Consider the following 25,215-nt stretch of genomic DNA (forward strand, 5'->3'; position numbering starts at 1 on the left):
TATTATAATGATTGTTTTAAATTTACTTTTCCTTGTTCACCTAAAACACCATCAGCGATATTTACAGCGTGATCACCGATACGCTCTAAGTTACTTACCATATCAACGTAGATGATGCTTGCATCACCTGAACAGCTACGTTCGTTCAGACGTAACACATGGCGTTTACGTAAAACACGTTCCATTTGGTCAATTTTACGTTCTTTTGCAATAACAGTTTGAGCTAGTTCAGTGTCAAAGTTTGTTAAAGCATTGATTGCATCTTGTAATGTTGAAATTGTTAATTCAAGCATTTCATTTAATTCAGCTAGTGCTTCATCTGATAGTGAAACGCGGTTTGAAATTTGGAAATCTACAAGTTCTACAAGGTTTTCTACATGATCACCGACACGTTCAATATCTCCAACAACACCTGCTAAAACTGAATGTTTCTCAGAGTCTGTTGGTGAAAGTGGTTTTTCTGATAGTAAAACTAAATACTCAATAATTTTTTTATCTAAATTATTAATAGCTCCTTCTAATTGAGTAGCCATGTCAGCATGTTTTTTATCTTGTGTATTTAAAAATTGGTTTGCTTCTTTTAATCCATGTAATGAAAACTCAGCCATACGAATGATTTCTTTTTGAGCTTCTGTTAAAGCGATAGCTGGAGATTGCTCAATAAAGATTGGATTTAAATGTTGCGGTTTGAAGTTAATAGATGCATCTTCACCACGAATAATTTTTGTTACAATCCAGGCTAATAATGCAATGAATGGGAACTGAATGATTGTATTCGTTACGTTAAATGTTCCATGTGCAAATGCAATTGTCATTTCTGGATTTAAATTTAATGACGTTTGGAAATATTGAATTAAACTTGTAAATGGTATTAATATAATCGTAAAGATAATGGTACCGATAATATTAAAGATAACGTGAACTAATGCTGCACGTCTTGCTGCAATTGAAGTACCGATTGCTGCTAATACGGCTGTAATTGTTGTACCGATGTTATCACCGAATAATACAGGAAGAGCAGCTTGTAAATCAATAGCACCCTGGCCGAATAGTTCTTGTAAAATACCGATTGTTGCGCTTGAGCTTTGTACAATTAAAGTGAACACTGTACCGACAATAATTCCTAAAATTGGATTATCACTCATGCTAACCATTAACTCTTGGAATGACTCTAAAGAACGAAGAGGTTTCATACCTGCGCTCATTAATTCTAAACCGAAGAATAACATACCAAAACCGAATACAACTTGACCTACAGAATGTACTTTTTTATTTTTAAAGAAGAATAGTAAAATCGCTCCAACTGCCATAATTGGGAGAGCGTATTCTCCGATTTTAATCCCGATAATAAATGCAGTAACTGTCGTACCGATGTTCGCACCCATAATAACACCAATTGCTTGTCTTAATGTCATAAATCCGGCACTTACAAGTCCGACTGTTAAAGCGGTTGTTCCTGAACTTGATTGAATTAATACTGTAACTAACATACCTGCTAGTACACCCATAAGAGGGTTTGTTGTAAAACGATCTAGAATATCGCGAAGACGATCTCCAGCTGCTTGTTGCAGTCCATCGCCCATGTATTTAATCCCGAATAAGAAAATACCTAATCCACCAATGAACTGGAAGATCATATCTTGAATATTGTATTCCACGCATTCCACTCCTTAAATTTCATGTACGATGTAATTATTAACTAAACCTTGAGGCACTGTAAACGGTTTATCAGTAAAATTTACACTAAATTTACAAAGGGATAAAAAGTTTACAAATTTTTAAAGAAACACCTGGATTTAATTGGTTTTTTAGATGATATATCTGATCGGTTTGTAAAGAAGTCACATTTATCACACTATTTGCGGATAGTAAAAATAGGAGAGGTAAACTATCCAAATTGGATGCGCTAAGTAAAGTGTCACCTTATTTATAATAATGGTTCTTTGTATATTTTTTGATTAAAGTTAGAAAAATATGTAGGGGAAATGGGGAGGTTTGAAATGAATGTATTAAATGAAAAAAGCAGTGTGAATTTTTTTAGGAATCCACTACTTTTTTCAATGTGTATACATGATTTTTTGGTCTAAGTACTTCGAAAAAGAACCAATTAGCATTACCCAACGGCTTTTTCTTTTGTTTTATCCCCCTGTTTTTGCTTCCGTAAGCTTGTGATGTAAATGAAAAGAAAAGCGATAAGTAATAGAGAGGAATATCGATATACAGTTGCATAGTTGGTAAAGTGTGCAATGAATCCAAAAATAATCGCTCCAGCACCAATTCCAAGATCAAATGCTGAGAAGAATGTTGCTGTTGCTACTCCTCTCCGGTGCGGTGCTACTCGGTCAATCATCCATGCTTGTAGTGCCGGTTGAATTGCTCCGAAACCACTGCCGTAGCACGCTGCGGCAATAATTAAACTCGGAATTGTAGTTGTATACGACAGCAAGATAATACCTGTAAACGTAATAATAACTCCTGGAATGATGACGAATGTATGGCCTTTCGTATCATATAATCTTCCAGAAAACGGACGAGTTACAGCGATTGCAAGTGCGTTAAATAAAAAGAAGAGACTAATATCAGCAATCCCGACTTCTGTAGCAAATAATGTAATAAAGCTCCCAATTCCCCCGTACATTAATGTAATACATAATATTAATAGTGAAGGAAGTAAAGCTTTACGCTCAATAAACCCATCGAGAAAGGTACCAGATGTTTGCTGTGGTGGTTGCGGCGATTTTTTGATTTGAAGTAGTTTCGTTAATATTAATGAAACTATTGTGCATGAAAGTGCACATAAAAAAAGAATCGTGAAGTTATATGCTTGCATAAGCCAAAGTCCAATAAGCGGACCGAGCGCCATGGCAATAGTTCCAGAAAGACCGAAGTATCCCATGCCTTCTCCGCGGCGAGCTTGCGGAATTAAATCTGAAACGACAGTTCCGTATGTAGTCGTTGTAATACCAAAACCAGCTCCGTGTAAAATTCGAACGGCAAGCAATAGGAAAACGGTTGAAGCGAAAAGGTAACTGCCCATAGCGAGTAAACAAATAGCGGTACCGATCATTAAAATGATTTTTTTGTTGAATTTCTGCAAGGCATTTCCAGTTAGCGGCCTAATAAAAAGTGCTGCAACGGTAAACATGCCGACAACGAATCCGATATTTGAACTTGTGCCCCCAATTTCTTTCACATAAACAGGTAAAGTTGGAATTAACATTTGAAATCCTAAAAACATACATAAATTTGCTAGAATTAGCGCAATAAACTCTTTTGTCCATAACGGTTCTCGTTTTACGAGTACTGCCTCTCCCATATATTCATCCCCTATATAAAAGTTTTCCCGCGTTAACGGGCAGTAAGACTCTCACCTCAAAATTTGGTTGGAGCAAAGAAGGTAGGTGGGAGATTAACTGCCCGTAAAAGCCCGATTGGTGAAGGCTAATAATCAGTGGGGGATGAACAAAACCCCACACTGATTAAAGTTTCACTTTATCTCTGTTCTTTCGAGTATATGTATTGGTCAACATAACAGTCAAGGAAGGTGTCTTGAAAGCGGATAACAATTTTTCAGGTGAAAAACTGACAAATTTGTGTAAAAGCTACACAACTATGAAAAAAAGATGTAAAGTATAGATGTATAGACTAGTAGTTGTTATGAATGATAGAAATTGTTTTTTCTTTAAAGAAAGCGGATTCAAATTGTAGTAGAAGAAAAGGGGATACATACTTTTTCGCTACATATATTTGAAAAGGTTTACAATATGATGAAGAAAGAGGCGTGTACATATGAGACGATTAGGTATTTCTATTTATCCAGAACATTCGACAGTAGAGAAAGATAAAGAGTATGTAACATTAGCGAGTAAATACGGATTTACACGTGTATTCACATGTTTATTATCTGTAGATGGCGAAAAAGAGAAAATTATAGAAGAGTTTAAAGAAACGATCTCTCATGCAAATGCATTAGGGTTCCAAGTATTAGTTGATATTAGTCCGTCTGTCTTTACACAATTAGGTATTTCATATAATGATTTATCGTTCTTCCATGAGTTAGGAGCGTACGGTATCCGTTTAGATGTTGGATTCTCTGGTTTAGAAGAATCGATTATGACTTACAATCCATACGGCTTAAAAATTGAAATTAATATGAGTAACGGTACGAAATATGTAGATAACATTATGAGCCATAGACCAAATCGTGAAAATTTAATTGGTTGCCATAATTTTTATCCACATCGTTATTCAGGATTATCATACGATCATTTCATTAAATGCTCGAAACAATTTAAAGATTACGGTATGAGAACGGCTGCTTTTATTTCATCATTTGATGCAACATACGGACCTTGGCCAGTAACAGAAGGGTTATGTACGTTAGAGCAGCATCGCGAATTACCGATGACAACACAGGCGAAGCATTTGTTTGCAACAGAATTAATTGATGATGTTATTATTGCGAATGCTTATGCTTCAGAAGAAGAATTACAAGCACTAGGTGCGTTAAATAAAGAGAAACAAACATTTGATATAGAACTATACGATACAACAACAGATTTAGAAAGAATTATCGTATTAGAAGAACCTCATTTTTATCGCGGGGATGTATCTGAATATATGATTCGTTCTACACAAAGTCGTGTGAAATATAAAAAGGAAGAGTTTAAACCGCATAATACGCGTGAAATTAAGCGTGGCGATCTTTTAATTGATAATGAGCAATATGGCCAATATAAGGGTGAATTGCAAATTGCTTTAAAAGATATGGTGAATACAGGAAAAACAAATGTAGTCGGCCGAATTATAGAGGAAGAAATCTTCTTATTAGATTATTTACAAGCTTGGGATAAGTTTGGATTTACGCTAAAGAAATAATGAACGCGGGATAAAAGGGAAAAAACTACTGATTTCAGTGGCTTTTTCCCTTTTATATAAAGAGCGAGAGGAAGAGCTATGACAAAAGTGCATCAGCGATTAATTTCCATTTTAGAGGAGTTTTTAGAAGAGAAATCGATGCTAAATCGAGCTTTTTTAGCGAGGCGTTTACACGTATCAACGAAGACGATTCAAAAGGATATAAAATTATTAAATGATATATTGGAAGAACACGGAGCGAAAATTGAATCACAAAGAGGGAATGGGTACGAACTAGAAATTATACAAACTAAGAAGTTTGAAGATTTTTGCGTAAATGTATTTCAGAAACAGACAGAAAAGATTCCAACTTCTTATGAAGAAAGAGTAGCTTATATTTTACACCGTATTTTAACGACAGATGGGTATGTGAAGCTTTCACAGCTAGCGGAAGAGATTTATGTGAGTAAATCTACTGTAAACTTAATTATGAAAGATGTTACGGATATTTGTAGTCGATATGAGTTACAAATTGAAAAAAGACCATATTATGGTATACGTATTGTAGGAGAAGAATTTAATATTCGTTCTTGTTTATCACAATATGGTTTGCCGCGTTATGACCATACTCCGTTTCATGAGAACTATGAGCAGACGGACACATATTTATCGTTACCCCATATTTCTCTCATTCGCTCAGTTATATTAAAGTATATCGAGGGAGGAACGATATATTTATCAGATATAGAAATTGATAATTTATCAATTCATATTGCGATTGCTTTAAAGAGATGCAGGGATGATCATTACATTCAAGCACTGCATGTAGAGGAATCTGAACTTATAATAAAGAAAGAATATAAAATTGCGAAACAGATTTTAGGGAATTTAGGGGAAGAGCTAAAACTTCAATTTCCAGAAGAAGAAATTTTATATGTGACGATGCATTTATTAAGTACTGCTGTTACAGCAAGAGATCGCTATGAAAATGTGGAAGAGCTATTAGGGAAAGACGTATATGCATTCATGCAGCATATTCTTTTCAAAGTAGCGGAAGAACGGAATCTTACTTTTTATTATGATGAAGAATTATTATTTGGTTTTGGTGTTCATTTAAAAACGTTATTAAATCGTTTGAGATATAAGTTAAATACGAGAAATCCTCTTTTGGCAGAAGTGAAAAAAAATTATCCATATGCTTTTGAAATTGCAGTTCTCGTTGGAGATATAATTGGTGAATATACGGGTGAATCCATTCCAGAGAGTGAGATTGGTTATATTGCCATTCACTTCGGCGGAGCGATGAGTCGTTTGCAAGAAAAGAATCAAAAGAAAAGATGTTTATTAGTTTGTGCGACTGGTCAAGGGAGTGCACAGCTACTGAAATATAAAATTCTATCACAGTTTCGAGATAAATTAGAGATTGTAGGGATTACAGGCTATTATCAATTGAAGATAGAAGAACTTTATAAGGATAAAATAGATTGTATTATTAGTACGATTCATATACCGAGTGGTTTGCCTGTGCCAGTTATAAAGGTAAACTCAATATTTGATGATAAAGAGATTAAATCGATTGGTCAGCAGTTATTTACGCATGTAAATAGTAGTGTGCAGCAATATATTAAGGAAGATTTGATCTTCTTAAATCGTAGTGCTTCTACGAAAGAAGAGGTTATTCAGTTTTTATGTGAGAAAGCTGCTGAGAAAAACTATGTACCCGCAAACTTTTATGCTTCTGTTATGGAGAGAGAGAACACATCTCCTACAGCGGTTGGAAATTTAGTGGCAATTCCGCATCCGATGCAGTTATTAAGTGAGAAAACATTTTTGATGTTTTGTACACTCGATAAGGCGATTGACTGGGGAGATAAAAAAGTACAAGTTATTATTTTATTTAGTGTGAAGCGCAATAATAATGAAGATTTACAAAAGCTTTATGATTTTTTATATGATATTATGTCTAATCAAACTATAATAGAAAAATTGCATCAGGCTCAAGCTGTTGATGATTTTCAAGAAATCTTACTATCATTATGAAAAAGTATATTAAAACTTCCGTTACACAACGGAAGTTTTTTATGTTTAATTGTATGCGTTTTCATAATAAGATAAAAATATAGAAAAAACATAACTTGGGGGAATTTTAAATGACTGATATGCAAACTCCATTTGCGTTAATTTTACATGGTGGCAACGCGAGAAGCGCGGCGCTTGAAGCAATTGCTTTTGCAAGACAAGGAGATTTTGAGAATGCGAGTGAAAAGATGACACTTGCTAGTGAGGAAATATCATCCGCTCATCGTATTCAAACGGATTTAATTCAAGAAGAAGCAAGAGGAAATCATGCAGAAATAAGTTTATTATTAGTGCATGCACAAGATCATTTAATGAATGCCATTACAGTGAAAGAACTTGCTGAAGAATTTATTACTCTTCATAAACGAGTGGAAGAGAAAGTGACAGTATAAGATGTACATTTTATTATGTTGCGCGGCAGGTATGTCAACGAGTATGGTTGTAAGAAAAATGCAAGAAGAGGCAAAGAAACAAGGGAAGGATTATAAAATTAAAGCAGTTGATTCAGAACTTGTGAAACTGGAAATAAAAAATGCTGATGTTGTTTTAATTGGACCACAGGTGAAGTATTTGTTTACAGCAGTAGAGTTTCTTGCGAAATCATACGATATACCAGTTGCAATTATAGAACAACGAGATTATGGTATGTGTGATGGTTTGAAAGTACTTAAGCAAGCTGAACAATTAGTTTTAGCGTAATTATATTTTTTTAAATATAAACATTATAATGTTATAACTTTTGAATTTCGCCACATTGAACATAGGGAGGGTTATCGATGAATGGTTTTATGAGTTTTATGGAACAGAAGATTATGCCGACAACGCAAAAGATTGCGGGGCAACGACATTTATTAGCAATTCGAAATGGAGTTATTTCTACATTACCGTTAACGATTGTCGGGTCATTTTTCGTTATCTTTTTAAACTTACCAATTGATGCATATATGGAGTGGATTGCACCGTTTCGCCATATTTTAGATATTCCATTCCGATTTACAGTAGGATTAATGGCATTATACGCAGCGTTTGGGGTAGGGGCTTCACTCGCGAACTTTTATCAGCTCAATCAATTAAGTGCAGGATTATTATCTGTACTCGCCTTTTTACTAGCATCAGTTGAACCAATTCAAATAACAAAAGCTGTACCAGGTGTTATTGATGCAGGTAGATATATTTCAGTAGGAACATTAAGTGCAACTTCTTTATTCGGAGCAATTGTTACAGCATTAATTGCAGTAGAAATTTATCACTTTATGATTAAGCATAATATTTCGATTAAATTACCAGATAGTGTACCACCAGCAGTTGCAAACTCGTTTGCAGCATTAATTCCAACTTTAGTAGTTATTCTTTTATTCTGGGGTATTCGTTACGGTTTGAAATTTGATGTAAACACAACAATCACATATTTAATCGCACCATTAAAATCAGTATTAGTAGGAAATAATTTATTCGGTGGTTTATTAACAGTATTCCTAATTGTATTCTTCTGGTCGTTCGGTATACATGGCCCAGCGATTTTAGGACCAATCATTCGTCCGATGTGGGATTCAGCAATTCTTGAAAATATGGAAGTATTTACGGCTACAGGAAATGCACATCAGTTACCAAACTTATTTACAGAGCAATTTATTCAATGGTTCGTATGGATCGGTGGATCAGGCTCAACGTTAGCTTTAGTTATTATGTTTATGTTCTCTAAATCTAAGTTCTTAAAAGAGTTAGGTAGATTATCATTCGTACCAGGATTATTCAATATTAACGAGCCAATTATTTTCGGGGCACCAATTGTAATGAATCCAATCTTAATTATTCCGTTCGTTATTACACCGTTAGTTACAACGACGGTATCATATTTCGCAGTTGTTTCAGGTATGATTCCGCTCATGATGGCGAAGCTGCCATTTACGATGTTAGCGCCAATTGCAGCGATTATTAGTACGGACTGGACAATTATGGCCGGTGTACTTGTACTTGTTAACTTTGTTATCTCATTCGTTATTTACTATCCATTCTTCAAAATGTATGAGAAACAACAATTAGCAGGAGAGGAGAAAACAGAATGCTCGGAGCAATTATCATCTTAATTACATTCGTGGCGGGGCAGTGTATTGCACATTATTCAAAGTGGGTACAAAGTAAATCGCTATTAGTTTTACTACTTGTGTCGATATTATTTATTGGATGTTCAATGGGAGCTTATGTGGCATTTAGTTTAGAATCACCGTACTTTATCATCGTACCAACGATTTTATGTGCAACATGTTTATCTGCAAAATATAGATTTACGAGTATGGCATTAATACAACGTGTGAAGGAGATGCAAAAGCATGGAGCGTAAATTAGGAATTTCACTTTATCCAGAGCATTCAACGAAAGAACAAGATATGGCATACATTTCGGCAGCGGCACGCCACGGTTTTTCAAGAATATTCACATGTTTACTGTCTGTTAATCGTCCAAAAGAGGAAATTGTAGCTGAATTTAAAGAAATTATTAATCATGCAAAAGATAACAATATGGAAGTTATTTTAGATGTAGCTCCGGCTGTATTCGATCAACTTGGTATTAGTTATAGTGATCTATCATTCTTTGCAGAGTTAGGTGCAGATGGTATTCGTTTAGATTTAGGTTTTGACGGATTAACAGAAGCGAAAATGACGAATAATCCGTACGACTTAAAAATTGAGCTAAACGTAAGTAATGATATTGCATACTTAGAAAATATTCTTTCACATCAGGCGAATAAATCAGCTTTAATTGGTTGTCATAACTTCTATCCGCAAAAATTTACTGGTCTTCCGTATGATTATTTCATTCGCTGTAGTGAACGCTTTAAAAAGCATGGTATTCGCACGGCAGCCTTTATTACATCACATGCAGCTGAAATCGGTCCATGGGATATTAATGACGGATTATGTACGTTAGAACAACATCGTAACTTATCGATTGAAGTACAAGCGAAACATCTATGGGCAACAGGGCTTATTGATGATGTTATTATCGGAAATGCTTATGCAAGTGAAGAAGAGTTAGAGAGACTCGGAAACTTAAATCGTTACATGTTACAGCTGAAAGTACAATTTGTAGACGAAGCGACTGAAGTAGAGAAGAGAGCGACACTGCAAGAATTACACGTAAGACGCGGCGACATAACAGAATATATGGTACGTTCTACAGAAGTACGTAAAAAGTACAAAGACTATGATTTCCCAGTGCGCGAAAGTGTACGACAGGAAAGAGGGCAAGTTGTAATTGGTAATAACCTATTCGGAAAGTATAAAGGTGAACTACAAATTATTCTGAAAGAAATGCCGATAGATGAACGGAAAAATATTGTCGGTACAATTGCAGAAGAAGAGTTATTCTTACTAGATTATGTAGGAGCTTGGACACAGTTTACTTGTGTGGAATAGGGCAGGAGAGGAGAGGATGCTATGGCATCCTCTTTTTTCTGTTGAAATAGTAATCTATCGTATATAGAGTGCAAAGAGATAGATTTAATTTGGACGGGAGAGAAGGAGATGGAAGAGTATATAGATGATTTATTAAGGAGGATGGCGGATGAAGAAACAGAGATTTGGCATCGTGCGTATGATGAAGCAAAAGAGCTAACTGACCTATTAGCTTTTCCTTATTTACAGCAGAAGATAATCAAAACCAAGAAGGTATCTATGAGGAAAAATATTTATTATTTAATGACGAAACGCGCTATAAATACGAAAGAAATCTGTATTGCTGATTACCTTATAGATCGTTTGGAATGTGAAGAAAGTCCGACTCTGTTAAGTGAAATGCTTAGTAATATTTATCAGTTACCAGAAGTAAGTAATACCAATAAAATTATTCCTTATATTTATCATAAAAACGATGGAGCTCGTTCTTGGGCTATTTCTTCCTTAAAGTTATATAAATCATTAGAAGCGGAAAGTGCTTTACTAAAGTTACTAGCTACTGAAGAAAATAAGGGTGAGATTACAAATATTTGTTATACTTTGCTTGAGATTGGAACAAATCAATCGATTCTTCCATTAACAAAGCTTTTATATAGGGATAGTGCTTATGTTCGTTCAACCGTTATTGAAGTGTTAGCAAAAATAGGGGGAGTGGACTTACAAATAGTTTATATTGAAGCTTTAAAGGATAGAAATATTATGGTGAAATACGAGGCCATTCGAGCTATTTATGCATATGGAGATGAGATGGCGATTAAGCCAATTTGTGAACGTGTGAATAAGATTGTTTCTAGAAGGCGTAAAAATGAAGTAGTACCTACCGATGAATCAGAGATTGTTATTGCTCTTCGTTTCTTACATAAGTTTGCTGATCATGAAGAAGTTTTAAAGACGTTTGATAAAGTATATAAAAAACGAGGGAACTTATTTATGTCAGAGCGAAAGTGGCTTCGGGATCATATTAGTTACTTTCAAGAGAAAGAAAGAATGTAAGAATCATAAAAAAAGAGTTAGCCTCAATAATGAGACTAACTCTTTTTTTATAATTAGTTTAAAATTTTCACTGTAACTGTTTGGCGTCCCCAGTTACTTGATGTACCTTTATCTGGCATTAAAACGTCAATTTTATTTCCTTTAATAGCTCCACCAGTATCACCAGCGATTGCTACTCCGTAACCTTCAACCCATACTTTTGAACCTAATGGAATTACACTTGGATCAACTGCAATTAGTTTCATGTTTGGATTAGCTGTTAAGTTATGGCCCATAGCTGATTTTACTTGATCTCCGGCTTTGTAACCATTTTCAAGTGGATCTGCTGTGTAAGCTGTTGCTACAACTCTTAATTCACGAGAAGAAGATGGTGCACTTGTTTCAGTTTCTTTCGCAACAGGTTGTTGTGTAGCTGGTTTTTGAGCTTTAGCCGCTTCACGAGCTTTAGCTGCCTCTTGAGCCTTAGCTGCTTCACGAGCTTCAGCTGCCTCTTGAGCCTTAGCTGCTTCACGAGCTTCAGCCGCCTCTTGAGCCTTAGCTGCTTCACGAGCTTCAGCCGCCTCTTGAGCCTTAGCTGCTTCACGAGCTTCAGCCGCCTCTTGAGCCTTAGCTGCTTGAGCTTCAGCTGCTTCACGAGCTTTAGCTGCCTCTTGAGCTTTAGCTGCTGCTTGAGCTTCAGCCGCTTCTTGAGCCTTAGCTGCTTCACGAGCTTTAGCCACTTCTTGAGCTTTAGCTGCTGCTTGAGCTTCAGCCGCTTCTTGAGCTTTAGCTGCCTCTTGAGCTTTAGCTACTTCCCCGGCTTTAGCTGTTGCTTGAGCTTCAGCTGCCTCTTGAGCTTTAACTACTTCACGAGCTTTAGCCGCTTCTTGAGCTTTAGTTTTTGCTTGAGCTTCAGCTGCCTCTTGAGCTTTAACTGCTTCACGAACTTTAGCTGTATCTTGAACGTTAGTTACTTTTTCAGCTTTAACTACTGGCTGAACTTTAACTGGTGCTTTTCCTGTTAAGTAAGGAATGTGTACATAAGCTGTTTGGCCGTTATATTCAAATTGGATCCAATCATTTTGTACTTGGTGTGTTGTTTCGATTACATCATCTTTTTTCAATTTACCAAGAATCGCTGAATCTGTATTCGCTCCAGCACGTACGTTTAATACGTTTGCTGTTACGTAGTAAGTATCTTTTGTGTAGTCAGCGCTTATGAAAGCCTCTTTACCACTATTTAATTTAACTTTTGACCAGCCGTTTTCTGTATGTAAAACGTTAACTTTATATCCATCTAATAACTTTCCGACAACTTGTGATTCAGTAGTTGGGTTTTCTCGTACATTTAGTACATCAGTCGTTACGATTGTTTCTGCTTTAGCAGATGTTGTGAAAATCCCAAGACCAAAAACCGCTGCTGTTGCTATACCCATAAATTTTTTCATAATAGCCTCCATTGCATTTGTTTTCGTTGACCTCATTATAGCAACCATTATTTTCTTATTTGCGGAAAACACAAAACTACAAAGCATTCGTAACGAGGCATTAATATTCTGTAATAATTCCATTAATATCCTGATAGCGTTTTCTTTGCGTTTTTTAGGGGATTAGAACATAAGAATCATAAAATCAATACAATTTTAATTGCTAATAGATTAATAATGTATCGGTGGTGTTACGCTAATATTTCTGTAACGTTACAAAAAAGGGATATTTAACTATTTGAATCGTAATGTAGTTATGAAAATATAATCTTCTTGTGTGTGAAGTCGTATATATAGGGGTGATTTTAATGAAATAGAGATATAATTGTTACAAAGTAAATTGTAGTATGGAAAAAATTACGCCTTGAATTTGTGTTATTACATATTATTTTTGCAATAATAGGATTGCTTGATAGCTTTCGCGAGAAATGAAAGTTTAAATGATAAAAAGATATTCGTAACATGAAACATATATAATAGAAGAAACATGATTTAGAGGGACGATATCGTTATGAATTGGTTCACGAATTGCAGTAGAATTATCCCGCTATTTGTGGGCAGTAAAACCCCCACTGATTATAGTTTCACTTTATATAATAGAAGTTAGAGGTTCTTATTTTTATTAAAACGTCGATGAAATTACATTTGGCTTCAACAAAATAAAAAAACGTAGGAGTGTAAACTCCTACGTTTTTTTATTTACTCATATCGTAAACATTCAATTGGATCAAGTTTAGCAGCTTTGTTTGCTGGTAGTAAACCGAATGCAATACCGATTAGCATTGAGATACCTACTGAAAGAAGTCCAAGTTCTTTTGAGATAACGAGTGGCCATCCGGCAAAGATTGAGACGATCCAAGCGAAGAAAATACCGAGCATGAATCCGATGAAACCACCGAGTCCTGTTAAAATACAAGATTCAATTAAGAATTGTGTTAATACTTTACCGCGCGTTGCACCAAGTGCTTTACGAATACCGATCTCACGTGTACGTTCTGTTACAGATACAAGCATGATGTTCATTACACCGATACCACCAACAAGTAAGGAGATAGCGGCAATGCCACCGAATACCATTTTCATCATACCGATGGATTCGTCTAATTGCTTCGTAAATTCACCTAAGTCCTGTGCTTCGAATTTGTGCTCGAATTTAGGAGCTTTCATGTCGTTTAAAACAGAAACAGCTTGTTTTTCTACACTTTTGCGTTCTGTTGGAGAGGTCATTGTTAATTTTACAGAGTCATACTCATTTACTCCTGAAATGACAGGCGCGTTTTCAAGAGATGTATAACCTTCAGGCATAGCCATTCCAAATTCGTTTTTCGTTTCGTATACACCGACTATTTTATACGGCTTTCCTTTTACATCTGTGTATAGATTTGATTCCCAACCACTAAATAATTTGTTGAAAGCTTCTTCATTTAATATAACAGCAGGAATTGCTTGGTTTAATTCGCTGTCGTTTAATTCACGACCGTGAACTAATTTTATTTTCGAATCTGTCATAAAGGCGCCTGTTCCACCTTTTAAATCAAGAGAGACATCTTTTGAACCAGAAGATGCTTTTACTTTCATACTTACATCTGGATAAACATCTTTAACGCCTGGTACAGTTTGAAGACGTTTTAGCATATCGGGTGTGATTTTGGCACTATCAGTTCCATAATCAGGGTTGTTGTAGTAAATCGTTACTTCAGTATCTTTTCCTTGGCCTAACTCTTTTTTAAACTTTGCATTTGTACCATCACCCATTGAAATGATAGTAATAATGGCGCTAATACCGATAATAATACCTAGCATTGTTAATATAGAACGCATTTTATGAGCAAAGATAGAGGAAAGGGCCATGCGTATATTTTCACTCGTGTTCAAAATTAACCTCTCCAATCTTGGACGATATTTCCGTCACGAATTACAATTTGACGTGCGGCCGCTTCCCCAATTTCACGATCGTGGGTAATCATAATGATTGTTGAGCCTTGTTTGTTTAATTCGTAAAAGAGATCCATAATTTGTGTACTTGTTTTCGTATCAAGTGCACCCGTCGGTTCATCTGCTAAGAGAAATTTCGGGTTATTTACGATTGCACGTGCGACTGCGACACGCTGCTTTTGTCCACCTGACAATTCATTTGGTAAGTGAGTAGCACGATCAGCTAAACTGACTTTTGTTAAAGCTGCTAATGAGCGCTCACGTCTTTCTTTTTTATCGACTCCAGCGTAAATAAGAGGTAGTTCTACATTTTGAAGTGCTGTAAGTCTCGGTAATAACATAAAGTTTTGGAATATGAATCCGATCTCTTTATTACGAACATGTGCAAGTTCTGTTTCAGACATGTTTGAAATGTTTTGACCAGCTAGTTCGTACGCACCTGTCGTTGGCTTATCTAAGCAACCGATAATGTTCATTAATGTTGATTTACCAGAACCAGATGGTCCCATAATAGAAGTGAATTCTCCTTGGTTTAGTGTTACATCAATTCCGTGTAATATTTGAACGGACTCTGCACCATTTTGGAAAGATTTCGTGATGCCTTTTAAGTTAATCATTGAGTGACAACCTCCATACCGTCTTTTAAGTCTTTTTCAGGTTTAGAGATAATTTCCTCTCCTTTTTTCACTCCAGAAACTTTTGCTTCGCTATCTGTCTCGAATTCAACAGTAACTGCTTGTTCTTTCGCTTTACCGTCTTTTACAACGAAGACAACATTTTTGTCACCTTTTTTCACAATGCTGCTTTTCGGAACAATCGTACCAGTTGCTTCGCCAGATTTACTCGTTACGTAAACATGGAAGCCGTTTTGTAATTCTTCACTATTATCTAATGTGACAGTGAATTGATAATTAGAAACAGTTTTGTTTTCGTCCATGCTCTTTAATGGTGTAGAACCGATTTCTGTTACTTTTCCTGTCCAAGTCTTACCAGCGACAGTTTTTGATGAAACAGTTACTTCTTGCCCAACTTTCATACTAGCAAGTTCATATTCAGAAAGTTGACCTTTTACTTTAAATTGACCAGCGTGACGAAGTGTAATGCCACTCATACCTGTTTTTTCATCAGCAGTTTTTACGATATCATCAATTACACCGTCGGCTGGACTCGTTACAGAAAGTGTGTTTACTTTCTCTTTTGCTACTTTAATCATTTCATCAGCTTTTTCTACTTCAAACTTCTTCATTTCAAGTTGTGATTCTAATTGCCCAACTTCAATTTCTGATGCTTTTAATGCTTCAGCGGGAAGGCCTGCATTTTTATCTTTTTGTAATTTTTGTTTCGCTGCATCAATTTGTTTTTGGAACAATGTTACTTCTTTTTGTGCGATTTTCTTTTGCATTTCTGCTTCCGTTACACCTTGTTTAGCAGTAGGGTCATTATATTTAAACAGAAGCTGACCTTTTTTCACTTCATCACCTTTTTTAACAGCTAATTCATACGTACCTTTTGTTGGATCGAATGAAATTGTTTCAATACCATTTGGAATAACTTCGCCGCCAAATTTTTGTGCATTTTCAATTTGTTTTTCCGTAATTTTATAACCGCTATATGCCATTGCTACTTCTGAACCACCGCCAGCAAATGCAAAATATGATCCAGCTGCAATTCCGATCGCTACTACACTAGTAATTAACACTTTATTTTTCTTCTTCATCTATTTATCACCTTTTCGTTCGTTTTAGTATCTACATTAAGTATAGAAGAGGTGAAGAATCTGACAAATCGTTTTAGCTTACAATAACCTTACAGTTTTGTAAGGTATCGATATGTAAATGTAATGTAGAGGTTGTACATGGTTTAAGCAGATGAATTGACTCGTTGTTTCTTTCTAACAATAATATTGTATGAAGGAGAGGAGGAAGGAAGATGGAAGCTTATTTTAGTGCGCATCCATTAAAACCATTTATTCCATACTCAAGGCAACACGTCCTTATATTATTTATTATGTTGGTGGGGATATTTTTTCTGTATCAATACCAAGATATATTACGGCAAAGTGAGTGGAATATAGCGGTTCGATATGCGATTGCATTTTTATTTATTGGGAGTGAAATTGGGCTCCATATGTGGGAATGGAAATCGGGGATTTTTGAACTAGGCACTTCATTACCATTCGAGTTATGTACGATTAGTTTATTGTTAGCATCGATTATGATTGTAACGAAAAGTTATCGCATATATGAGATTGTATTTTTTACAGGAATTATCGGTGCATCACAAGCTATTTTAACGCCGAACGTGCAATATGCTTTTCCGCATTTTCGCTTTATAGAATTCTTCGTTGCACATGTATTACTCATTTGGGCACCACTCTTTATGACGTGGGTAGAAGGATATAGACCGACCTTGCAATCAATTAAGCGTACGATGATATTTTTAAACATAATAATTCCAATCGTTTCTTTTGTGAACTACAAAACAGGTGGCAATTATATGTTTTTAGCTCGTAAGCCAGAAACTGCTTCATTACTCGATATGTTAGGGCCACACCCTTACTATATTATTTCATTAGAAATAGCTGCACTTATTGGATGTTTTATTTTGTATATGCCGTTTGCGAAAAGAGAAGGGCATGCGCATAAAGAATCACTAGAATCATAACCTAGTGATTTTTTTTTATGTATAAATATTTATAATTCAGAAAATTAAGAATAAAATTAAAGGGGAAATTATATAGAGAGAGAAGGGAAAACGTGGTCAAAAAAGTTTTTCTGAATGGGATGGAAGTGACGGTTCAATTTATTATTTCGATTTTGGGTATTATTTGTTTAGGGGCATTACCGAAATTATTTTACGGATTTGAGTTGCATGCATCAAAGTACATACAGAGTTTAAAAGAAGTGTTTGTGAACTTAATGGATATCTCCAATTTTCAATATGTGAGAGGTAAATTTTTATTTCCGCAGTTGTTCGTCCATTATAAAGAAACGATTGTGATTTTTTTGGCGGCTTTTTTCATTTCATTATTTGTAGCATTTTGTATTGTTTATGTGATTATGAGTAGTTCACCGCGTATACAACATCGCATTAAATCATTTCTCATCTTCCTAGAATCTATTCCAGACATTCTACTTATTTTAGTATCACAAATTTTAGTTATATGGTTTTTTAAAAGAACAGGCTTTTTACCTTTTCAAATTGCGTCAATTGGAGGCGAGTCGATTAGAGGATTGCCGATATTTTGTTTGAGTATACCGACTACGATTCTGTTTGTAAAAATGTTAGTGCTTCGTTTTGAAAATGAGCTAGAAAAAGATTATGTACTATTTGCTAAGGCGAAAGGGCTGAATCGTTTTCATATTTTAAATCGTCATGTTTTACGAAATGTGTTGCTTAGTACACTTTTCTTTGCGAAAACGAATATCTTTTTATGTTATCTAATTTATATATTATAGAATGGATTTTTAATACGGGTGGTATTTTTATGTTTTTGAAATCGTATGTGAGTATTAGGGTTGAGGTTTTCATCGTTAGTGTGCTGCTTATTTATATTCCGATTTTTATTTTGTTTAAATTGTTTCATTATCTCATTCCAGCTGCGATGAAGGAGAGACTATAATATGTGGACGTATATAAAACGCGATAAAAGATTTTGGATAAGCATTGGGTTTCTTCTCATATTAGTTCTTTTGAGCATCGGAAATACGATATGGAATGATGGACATATTAGACAAGTTACATTGCAATATGATGCGGATGAAAATCCACAAGTGCCACCGTTTTCACCTTCATTACAATTTTTACTTGGGACAGACCGGAAAGGATACGACCTGTTACATTTAGTCATTGAAGGTGCGAAGTGGACGATTGGTATATCTATTTTAATTGCGGCACTTAGAATGGTAATAGGTGTGTTTTTTGGTGTTGTGCTTGGAACATATGTAAAAAGAGGGTTTTCAAAAATCGAGGCTTTTTTTGATAGTTTTACAGTTATTCCAACAGTTATGATTGCGTATTTTTTTCTTCACCTTGCAAATGCATTTGGGAGTGGGGAGGAAACAACAACCTTTTTTGAAAGAGCTTCGTTTCAAGTTTTATTACTTGTAATGCTTGTGATGCCAGTTATTGCACTGTATGTTGCGAAGGAAGTACGTAAATTGAGAACCGAAGAATTTATTGAAGCTGCGTGCATATTGGGTGGATCGAGAAGGCACATTGTTATAAAGCATATTTTCCCGCATCTCTATATGACGTTTATACTTGTATTTTTTCAGCAGTTTACGCAAACTCTTACTATTTTACTGCACTTAGGATTACTGGAAATATTCTTTGGTGGAACAGTTCAGTTTTTAGGACCGATAGAAGAAATAGAATCTTACACGCATGAATGGTCAGGTTTAATTGGAGTCTATTTTAGATCATTAACAGTGAATCCGTGGATTCCGCTCGTTCCCATCACATTTTTTGGACTTACTATTTTTTCAGGAAATATGATTGTAAAAAGTATAGAAGAGGCGATGATGAAAGTAAGGTTAGGAGGAGAGATAAAGAAGGACGTTGCAGAAGAGGAACAATCTGCTGTGCAGTCAAAAGAAGAGTTATTTACTTTTAAACATACGATGTGAAGAACCTAGGAAACTAGGTTCTTTTATTTTGTTATATTACAATATCGTAAGAGAGATGTAATGAAAATCGATAGGGAAGAAATACAATTTTGTGTACACTTCATGTATAGAGAAATGTGAGAGCAGGTGAAGGTATACGATGGATTTTTTAGAAGTATCAAAACGTAGTATAAAACGAAATATGAAAGATTATTTTCTATACTTTATTTCATTAGTAGGCAGCATTATTATTTATTTTACATTCGTATCGATTAAACGAAATGAAAGTGTAGTAGCTCTTTTAAAAGAATCGGATAAAGTGGAAACGACATTTACGTTTGCACAAATATTGTTGATTATCTTTTTAACGATTTTTATTTTTTATTGTAATAGCTTCTTTTTGCGAAAGAAGAAGAAAGAAATTGCATTGTATAGTTTATTAGGAATTCGTAAAGAAGAAATTGCTAAGTTACTCTTTTATGAAACACTATTAGTTGGTGCTGCGGCAAGTGTATTAGGTATTATTTCTGGTTTATTTATAGCGAATATATGTGCAGGGCTTCTTGTGAAGTTAATGGGAAGTGCGTTTACGTTCACATTTACGATTTCATTTTTATCTATAGTAGAAGTCCTTATAACGATAGGTGCGATTTTCTTTATTGCATCATGGAAAAGTAAAAAGTTAATTTATGAGCATCGTTTAGTTGAATTACTATATGGTGAAAATCAGAAAGAAGAGGCACCTACGTATTCAAGTAAGAAGGCAAAACGAGCGATTGTTTTATTAATTACAGGTTATATAATTGCGTTACTCACACAAGTTTTTGGGTTTGGAGCAATTTTTATTACAGGTCTACTTATTTTTGGGTGTATTGTAAAAGGTACGTTTTTACTATTTGAGCAATATACAGTGAAATCACTCCATAAAATAAAGGGAGATAAAACGAAATATTGGAATGGAACGAACATTTTATCCATTTCTTCATTGTTCTTTAGAATAAAAGGGAACGTAAAGATGCTTGCGCTATTATCTTTATTAAGTGCAGTGACGCTATGTACAATTGGAATTAGTTCTAGTATGTATTATGGGGCGCAGAAAACGGCGACATTAATGAATCCAGTTAGTTATGAGTATGTAACAACTGGAAAGGAATTAGATAAGAAAGTTAGAGAAGAAATTCAAAAACATGAGTTAGGAATAAAAAATGAAACGTCCATAGCATTACTTTCTATGCAAGGGAAGATAGATGGAGAACAAATATTAACTGGGTATTTAATAGGTAATGGTAATGTACAAGTTATAAAAGAGTCGGATTTTAATAAATCAGCTTCTATGTTAGGTAATAAAAAAGCTGTGCTTCATTCGGAAAAGGAAGCAATTTTATTAGATCCGTATAAATCATATAACATTGAAAAGAATTCGCTTGAAGGAAACAACGTGTCTTTTGAAGGTATGAAGAATGGTATAACAATTGTTGATCATCGTGAGGAAACAATTGTTAGTGCGAAACTGGCACCGGTTGGACTTGTTGTTCAAGATTCGTTATTTAATAAGTTGCAGCAAGGAAATGCTGTTTCAAAGGTAAGTGGATTTATCGTTGAAGGAAACGGTAGTAGAGAGCTAACGAAAGAGCTAGGGACTATCCTTTCTAAGGAAGCGAAATTCCAATCATTTGAACAGGCGAGCCAATCTGAGTTGCAAGATGGTGCAGTGTTGTTATTTGCAAGTGTATTTTTAGGGATTGTTTTTATTCTTGCTACTGGCTGTATTTTATACTTTAAACAAATAACAGAAGCGCTGGCAGAGCGACCAGCATACGGAATGTTAAAGAAAATCGGACTAACGAAAAGGGAAGCAACAGAGTCTGTAAGAAAACAAGTAGGAGCGATTTTTGTAGTACCATTACTGCTTGCGATTTGTCATACATTCTTTGCATTTTTAAGTTTGATGGGCTTTACAGGAATGTTCGAATATAGTCTTCCGTTACTAGGTAGTATAGGAGTGTATGTCATGATTTACTTTAGTTACTATATGTTAACGGTTCGATCGTACACAAATACAGTATTCAGCGATAGAAAATAAAAAAGAAGCGAGCAATTTTTCATGCTCGCTTCTTTTCGTTATTTCGTAGAAACTTCACCTTCAGTTTCTGTTTGCGGAATAAAGTATCCGACTATACCACCAATTATTGCTGGAACAATCCAGCCAATACCTAATTCATAAAAAGGAATTGCGTGTACGATATTAGCGATAAAACTTGGTATCATTCCCACATTATCAAGTGCATGAATACAGCTAATAAGGAATGCTGCGATCATCGCTCCGATATAGACAGAAGGTTTACGTTTCGTATATTTATCGATAAATGATACGAAAATTAAAATGATTGTAATTGGATATAAAATAATCAATACGGGTAATGTAATTTTGATTAATAAACTTAATCCTAAGTTTGAAATAACGAAGCTAAAAATACAAACGTATAGTACAAGCTTCTTATATGAAACATTGGTTAATACTGTTGTGAAATAGTTGGCGAATGCACTTACAACACCGATTGCAGTCGTTAAACAAGCAGCTATAATTGCGATACTTAATAAAACATTGCCACTTGTCCCAAAGAATTGATACATAACAGTAGCTAATAGTTGACCACCGTTTTCGAATTGTCCTAAGTTCCCGTTTGAAGCGCCGATATAGCCGAGTAAGAAGTAAACAATTGTTAGGAACAGGGCCGCAATGCTTCCGCAAATAATTGTATATTTCGCAATGGATTTCTTATCTTGTATACCGTTTTGACGAATTGCATTTACAACAATCGTTGATAATACGAGTGCTCCGATTGCATCTAACGTTAAAAATCCTTCAAGAAATCCTTTGAAAAATGGAATTTCTTTATAGTCACCGATAGGTTCTGCAAATGATCCTGGTGAAAGAATCGCTTTTGTTGCCATAATTGCAATAATTCCAAGTAAAATTGGCGTTAATATTTTACCGATATGATCTACTAATTTGGATGGATTTAATGATAAGAAGTAGACGACTGTAAAGAAAATCGCACTAAAGATTAACATAGAGTACCATTGATCTGGGAAAAGTGGTGCGATTCCAATTTCATAAGATACAGATCCAGTTCGTGGAATAACAAATAGTGGGCCGATTGAAAGATAAATAATGATGGCGAATATTGCTGCGAATTTTGGATGAACACGGCTCGCTAAAGTATTAAAGCTACCGCCTGCAAGGGCAACAGCGACGATAGCAAGTAAAGATAAACCGACGTCTGTAATAATAAATCCTGTAATGGAAACCCACATGTTTTCTCCGGAAGAAAGACCAAGAAGGGGCGGGAAAATCATATTACCAGCACCGAAGAAAACTGCGAATAGCAATAAACTAATCGAAAGTATTTGCGCTGGTTTTAAAGTTGTACGCATATAAAGAAAATCCTCCTAATGAGTGTTTTTGTCGAAAATTCAAATAATTTGTCGAGTAACTGTTATTATTTTAAAGGTCTGATGACTAGAAAGCAAGAGGGAATTTTAAAAATATTTTAAAATAATGCGTAAAATTGAATAAATATACTATTTATATGTTAATGAGGAAGGATTTTACTTTTAACGTAAAAAAACACATATCGCTAGGATATGTGTTTTAAAAATAAATTTGCCTATCACGTTCTTCTTTTAAAATTTCTACAGCCTCTCGGAAACGTTGAGAATGGACAATTTCTCGTTCACGTAAAAAGCGTAAGCTATCATTTATATCGGGATCGTCTGATAAATCAATTAGCCATTGATAAGTCGCTCGTGCTTTTTCTTCAGCTGCAATATCCTCGTATAAATCTGCGATAGGATCTCCTTTCGCTTGAATGTAAGTGGCAGTAAAAGGAACACCACCTGCATTATGATAAAACAAGGCGCTGTCATGATTCGCATAATGCGCGTCTAATCCGGCAGCTTTCATTTGTTCAGGTGTTGCATCTTTTGTTAATTTATAAATCATTGTAGCAATCATTTCTAAATGGGCGAACTCTTCTGTACCGATATCGGTTAGTAAGCCAACGACTTTGTCAGGAATTGTATAACGTTGATTTAAGTAGCGAAGAGCAGCAGCCAGTTCGCCGTCCGCACCGCCATATTGTTCAACTAATAATTTGGCGAGTGCTGGATTACAAGTACTCACTTTAACTGGATATTGTAATTTTTTTTCATAAATCCACATAGTTTCTCTCCTTTATCCCGCTATTTGCTGCCCGTAAACTCCACTTGATTAAAGTTTCATTTTATATTTGCCATGGCCACGGTCCTTGGCTCCATTGCCATGGAGCGTTAGAATAACTATTTCCGAACTGCTGAAGTGGTCCGTATTTTTCTTCAATTTTTTGTTGTAATACTCTTCGTTTATAGGAGAAATCGTTGAATTGATTTATAGCTGCAGTATCGTCGGGGTGCGTATCTAAATAGAGGGTAAGTTCAACTAATACAAAGTCTAGTTCTTGTAGTTCTTCAATCCATTTGTAATATTCATCAGGCAATGTTTGTGTCACGTTTTTATTCACCGTCCTTTTTTGTGAGGATTTTCATAAAAATCATAAAAAGCAGGCCATAAAGTCCCTTTTCTTAAAGCTTCTTTTGGTGGGAATTGGGGTAAGTTAGGTGGTTGAAAGCCTATAAATAGGTGTGGGGGAGTTGAGTAATATTTCTTTCCAATTGGAGGGCAAGGGTCGTTTGGGCCATGAAAAGGTATGTAGGATTTCATAAATTCATCCATGTTACACGCCTCCTTTATAAATGAAATATTCGTCACTACGTATTGTATTCGTACATAATTGCAAATTATGACTCATATAGAAAACTAAAAGGGGCAGGGGGAGTGCGGATGGAAAGTGTTACAACATGTATTGTCTTAGAATCTAAAAACTTAAAGGAAACATTATATTTTTATGAAGGAATTCTAGGGTTTAAACCGAGCAAGGAGAGGCCACAAATACGTGTAACAGGTGTGTGGTATGATATCGGTTCAACGAGAATTTGTTTTGTTGTAAACAGGGGGCTGGGAGAACATAGAGAGGCTGTTATATCATCAGTGAAGGACCTATTGTTAAAAACTACAAATATCGAGCGGTTAAAGAAAAAGTTAGCGTGTTATCAAATATCATTTGTAGAAGAGCGTCGCGGTGAAGAAGTTAGAATAATATTTCATGATCCAGATGGTTATACACTCCAATTCCTTTCAATAGAGAACAGGGAAGAGAGTCTTTTACAATGTAATAATCTGAATGGCGAATGAAAAAAATATTGACAAGCCCCTCCAAATATTTTAATGTGATTGTATAAAATTGTGTATATAAAGGGGAGTAACTTATTACAGTAAAGTCGTCATTACAGGGAGAAACCCTCGGCTTTATTGGCAACGTTCCGTTGTTAGTGAGACCTTTACCAGCAATGGTAAAGGCCCCTTCTTGTCTTTTTTAGGACCCTTACCATATTTGGTAGGGTCCTTTTTGTATACAAAGAGAGGAGAAATAAAAATGAAAAAACTTATAAGTAGATTAAGAGTTGTATTTCATGTCCGCCGTTTTGTTCCATTTCTATTTGACTTTTTTACTTCAAAAGAGGTTTCCATAAAGAAGAAAATCTTATCTATTACTTTTTTAGTTGGTTATGTAGCGATGCCGCTCGATTTAATTCCAGACTTCTTACCGTTTATCGGTATTTTAGATGATATTGGAATTGTGTTATTTATTTTAAATCGAATTGTAAAAATGGCGCCAGTGCAATTGCAAGAAAAGCATAACGTAAACGTAGGATAGGAGTTGA

The 25,215-nt window shown here is 35.2% G+C and carries 23 protein-coding genes and 1 pseudogene; 14 read left to right on the forward strand and 10 right to left on the reverse strand.

Annotated features, from left to right (window positions below; genetic code table 11):
* Positions 1-2: 2 nt before the first annotated feature.
* On the reverse strand, positions 3-1,658 hold the full coding sequence (locus tag AC1DKZ_RS22100) for a Na/Pi cotransporter family protein (RefSeq protein ID WP_016093278.1): 1,656 nt from the start codon (positions 1,656-1,658) through the stop codon (positions 3-5).
* Between the two features lie 455 nt (positions 1,659-2,113).
* Positions 2,114-3,316 carry an MFS transporter gene (locus tag AC1DKZ_RS22105; RefSeq protein ID WP_002029919.1) on the reverse strand — a complete coding sequence of 401 codons (1,203 nt, stop codon included), beginning with the start codon at positions 3,314-3,316 and terminating at the stop codon, positions 2,114-2,116.
* Positions 3,317-3,789: 473 nt separating this feature from the next.
* On the opposite strand from AC1DKZ_RS22105, the gene AC1DKZ_RS22110 reads away from it, so the two are divergent.
* The 8 genes from AC1DKZ_RS22110 (at position 3,790) to AC1DKZ_RS22145 (ending at position 11,384) form a co-directional block, all read left to right on the forward strand.
* Positions 3,790-4,878, forward strand: coding sequence for a DUF871 domain-containing protein (locus tag AC1DKZ_RS22110; RefSeq protein ID WP_002029923.1), 1,089 nt, complete (start codon positions 3,790-3,792; stop codon positions 4,876-4,878).
* Positions 4,879-4,956: 78 nt separating this feature from the next.
* On the forward strand, positions 4,957-6,897 hold the full coding sequence (locus AC1DKZ_RS22115) for a BglG family transcription antiterminator (protein WP_476997037.1): 1,941 nt from the start codon (positions 4,957-4,959) through the stop codon (positions 6,895-6,897).
* A gap of 110 nt (positions 6,898-7,007) precedes the next feature.
* Positions 7,008-7,328, forward strand: a complete 321-nt coding sequence (locus AC1DKZ_RS22120) for a PTS lactose/cellobiose transporter subunit IIA (RefSeq protein ID WP_002087442.1) — start codon at positions 7,008-7,010, stop codon at positions 7,326-7,328.
* Between the two features lies 1 nt (position 7,329).
* Entirely contained in the window at positions 7,330-7,635 is a 306-nt protein-coding gene (locus tag AC1DKZ_RS22125; protein WP_476997038.1) for a PTS sugar transporter subunit IIB, read from the forward strand.
* A 77-nt stretch (positions 7,636-7,712) separates the two neighbouring features.
* Positions 7,713-9,023 carry a PTS sugar transporter subunit IIC gene (locus AC1DKZ_RS22130; protein WP_001013048.1) on the forward strand — a complete coding sequence of 437 codons (1,311 nt, stop codon included), beginning with the start codon at positions 7,713-7,715 and terminating at the stop codon, positions 9,021-9,023.
* Positions 8,999-9,277, forward strand: a complete 279-nt coding sequence (locus tag AC1DKZ_RS22135) for a hypothetical protein (RefSeq protein WP_002087437.1) — start codon at positions 8,999-9,001, stop codon at positions 9,275-9,277. Before AC1DKZ_RS22130 ends, AC1DKZ_RS22135 begins: the two co-directional genes overlap by 25 nt.
* Positions 9,267-10,352 carry a DUF871 domain-containing protein gene (locus AC1DKZ_RS22140; protein ID WP_476997039.1) on the forward strand — a complete coding sequence of 362 codons (1,086 nt, stop codon included), beginning with the start codon at positions 9,267-9,269 and terminating at the stop codon, positions 10,350-10,352. The genes AC1DKZ_RS22135 and AC1DKZ_RS22140 overlap by 11 nt, the downstream gene beginning before the upstream one ends.
* Positions 10,353-10,460: 108 nt before the next feature.
* A complete protein-coding gene (locus tag AC1DKZ_RS22145; RefSeq protein ID WP_476997040.1) occupies positions 10,461-11,384 on the forward strand; it encodes a HEAT repeat domain-containing protein in 924 nt (307 codons plus the stop codon).
* Between the two features lie 53 nt (positions 11,385-11,437).
* On the opposite strand, the gene entC is transcribed toward AC1DKZ_RS22145, so the two are convergent.
* The 4 genes from entC to AC1DKZ_RS22165 form a co-directional block, all read right to left on the reverse strand.
* Positions 11,438-12,934 carry a cell wall-binding protein EntC gene (gene entC, locus AC1DKZ_RS22150; protein WP_476997041.1) on the reverse strand — a complete coding sequence of 499 codons (1,497 nt, stop codon included), beginning with the start codon at positions 12,932-12,934 and terminating at the stop codon, positions 11,438-11,440.
* Between the two features lie 615 nt (positions 12,935-13,549).
* Complete coding sequence (locus tag AC1DKZ_RS22155; RefSeq protein WP_002029935.1) at positions 13,550-14,701, reverse strand: ABC transporter permease; 1,152 nt, start codon at positions 14,699-14,701, stop codon at positions 13,550-13,552.
* A 26-nt stretch (positions 14,702-14,727) separates the two neighbouring features.
* On the reverse strand, positions 14,728-15,402 hold the full coding sequence (locus AC1DKZ_RS22160) for an ABC transporter ATP-binding protein (protein WP_002087431.1): 675 nt from the start codon (positions 15,400-15,402) through the stop codon (positions 14,728-14,730).
* A complete protein-coding gene (locus AC1DKZ_RS22165; RefSeq protein WP_088038535.1) occupies positions 15,399-16,502 on the reverse strand; it encodes an efflux RND transporter periplasmic adaptor subunit in 1,104 nt (367 codons plus the stop codon). Before AC1DKZ_RS22165 ends, AC1DKZ_RS22160 begins: the two co-directional genes overlap by 4 nt.
* 212 nt (positions 16,503-16,714) lie before the next feature.
* On the opposite strand from AC1DKZ_RS22165, the gene AC1DKZ_RS22170 reads away from it, so the two are divergent.
* The 4 genes and pseudogenes from AC1DKZ_RS22170 (at position 16,715) to AC1DKZ_RS22185 (ending at position 21,475) form a co-directional block, all read left to right on the forward strand.
* Positions 16,715-17,449: a YwaF family protein gene (locus AC1DKZ_RS22170; protein WP_404446110.1), complete on the forward strand. Its 735-nt coding sequence runs from the start codon at positions 16,715-16,717 to the stop codon at positions 17,447-17,449.
* Positions 17,450-17,541: 92 nt separating this feature from the next.
* A pseudogene (locus AC1DKZ_RS22175) lies at positions 17,542-18,407 on the forward strand (ABC transporter permease subunit).
* A gap of 1 nt (position 18,408) precedes the next feature.
* Complete coding sequence (locus AC1DKZ_RS22180; RefSeq protein WP_046956711.1) at positions 18,409-19,413, forward strand: ABC transporter permease; 1,005 nt, start codon at positions 18,409-18,411, stop codon at positions 19,411-19,413.
* Between the two features lie 139 nt (positions 19,414-19,552).
* Positions 19,553-21,475, forward strand: a complete 1,923-nt coding sequence (locus AC1DKZ_RS22185) for an FtsX-like permease family protein (protein ID WP_476997042.1) — start codon at positions 19,553-19,555, stop codon at positions 21,473-21,475.
* A 38-nt stretch (positions 21,476-21,513) separates the two neighbouring features.
* On the opposite strand, the gene brnQ2 is transcribed toward AC1DKZ_RS22185, so the two are convergent.
* The 4 genes from brnQ2 to AC1DKZ_RS22205 form a co-directional block, all read right to left on the reverse strand.
* Complete coding sequence (brnQ2, locus tag AC1DKZ_RS22190; protein ID WP_001260916.1) at positions 21,514-22,830, reverse strand: branched-chain amino acid transport system II carrier protein BrnQ2; 1,317 nt, start codon at positions 22,828-22,830, stop codon at positions 21,514-21,516.
* Between the two features lie 217 nt (positions 22,831-23,047).
* Positions 23,048-23,617, reverse strand: a complete 570-nt coding sequence (gene cotJC / locus AC1DKZ_RS22195; RefSeq protein WP_002010774.1) for a spore coat protein CotJC — start codon at positions 23,615-23,617, stop codon at positions 23,048-23,050.
* Positions 23,618-23,678: 61 nt separating this feature from the next.
* On the reverse strand, positions 23,679-23,942 hold the full coding sequence (locus AC1DKZ_RS22200; protein WP_000194953.1) for a spore coat protein CotJB: 264 nt from the start codon (positions 23,940-23,942) through the stop codon (positions 23,679-23,681).
* A gap of 8 nt (positions 23,943-23,950) precedes the next feature.
* Positions 23,951-24,166, reverse strand: a complete 216-nt coding sequence (locus tag AC1DKZ_RS22205; RefSeq protein ID WP_377866751.1) for a spore coat associated protein CotJA — start codon at positions 24,164-24,166, stop codon at positions 23,951-23,953.
* A 108-nt stretch (positions 24,167-24,274) separates the two neighbouring features.
* Between AC1DKZ_RS22205 and AC1DKZ_RS22210 the strand changes: the two genes are divergently transcribed.
* Positions 24,275-24,685, forward strand: a complete 411-nt coding sequence (locus tag AC1DKZ_RS22210) for a VOC family protein (RefSeq protein WP_476997043.1) — start codon at positions 24,275-24,277, stop codon at positions 24,683-24,685.
* Positions 24,686-24,926: 241 nt separating this feature from the next.
* Positions 24,927-25,208 carry a YkvA family protein gene (locus AC1DKZ_RS22215; RefSeq protein WP_049114280.1) on the forward strand — a complete coding sequence of 94 codons (282 nt, stop codon included), beginning with the start codon at positions 24,927-24,929 and terminating at the stop codon, positions 25,206-25,208.
* Positions 25,209-25,215: the final 7 nt, after the last annotated feature.

The organism is Bacillus sp. 05T21 (genome assembly GCF_056396785.1).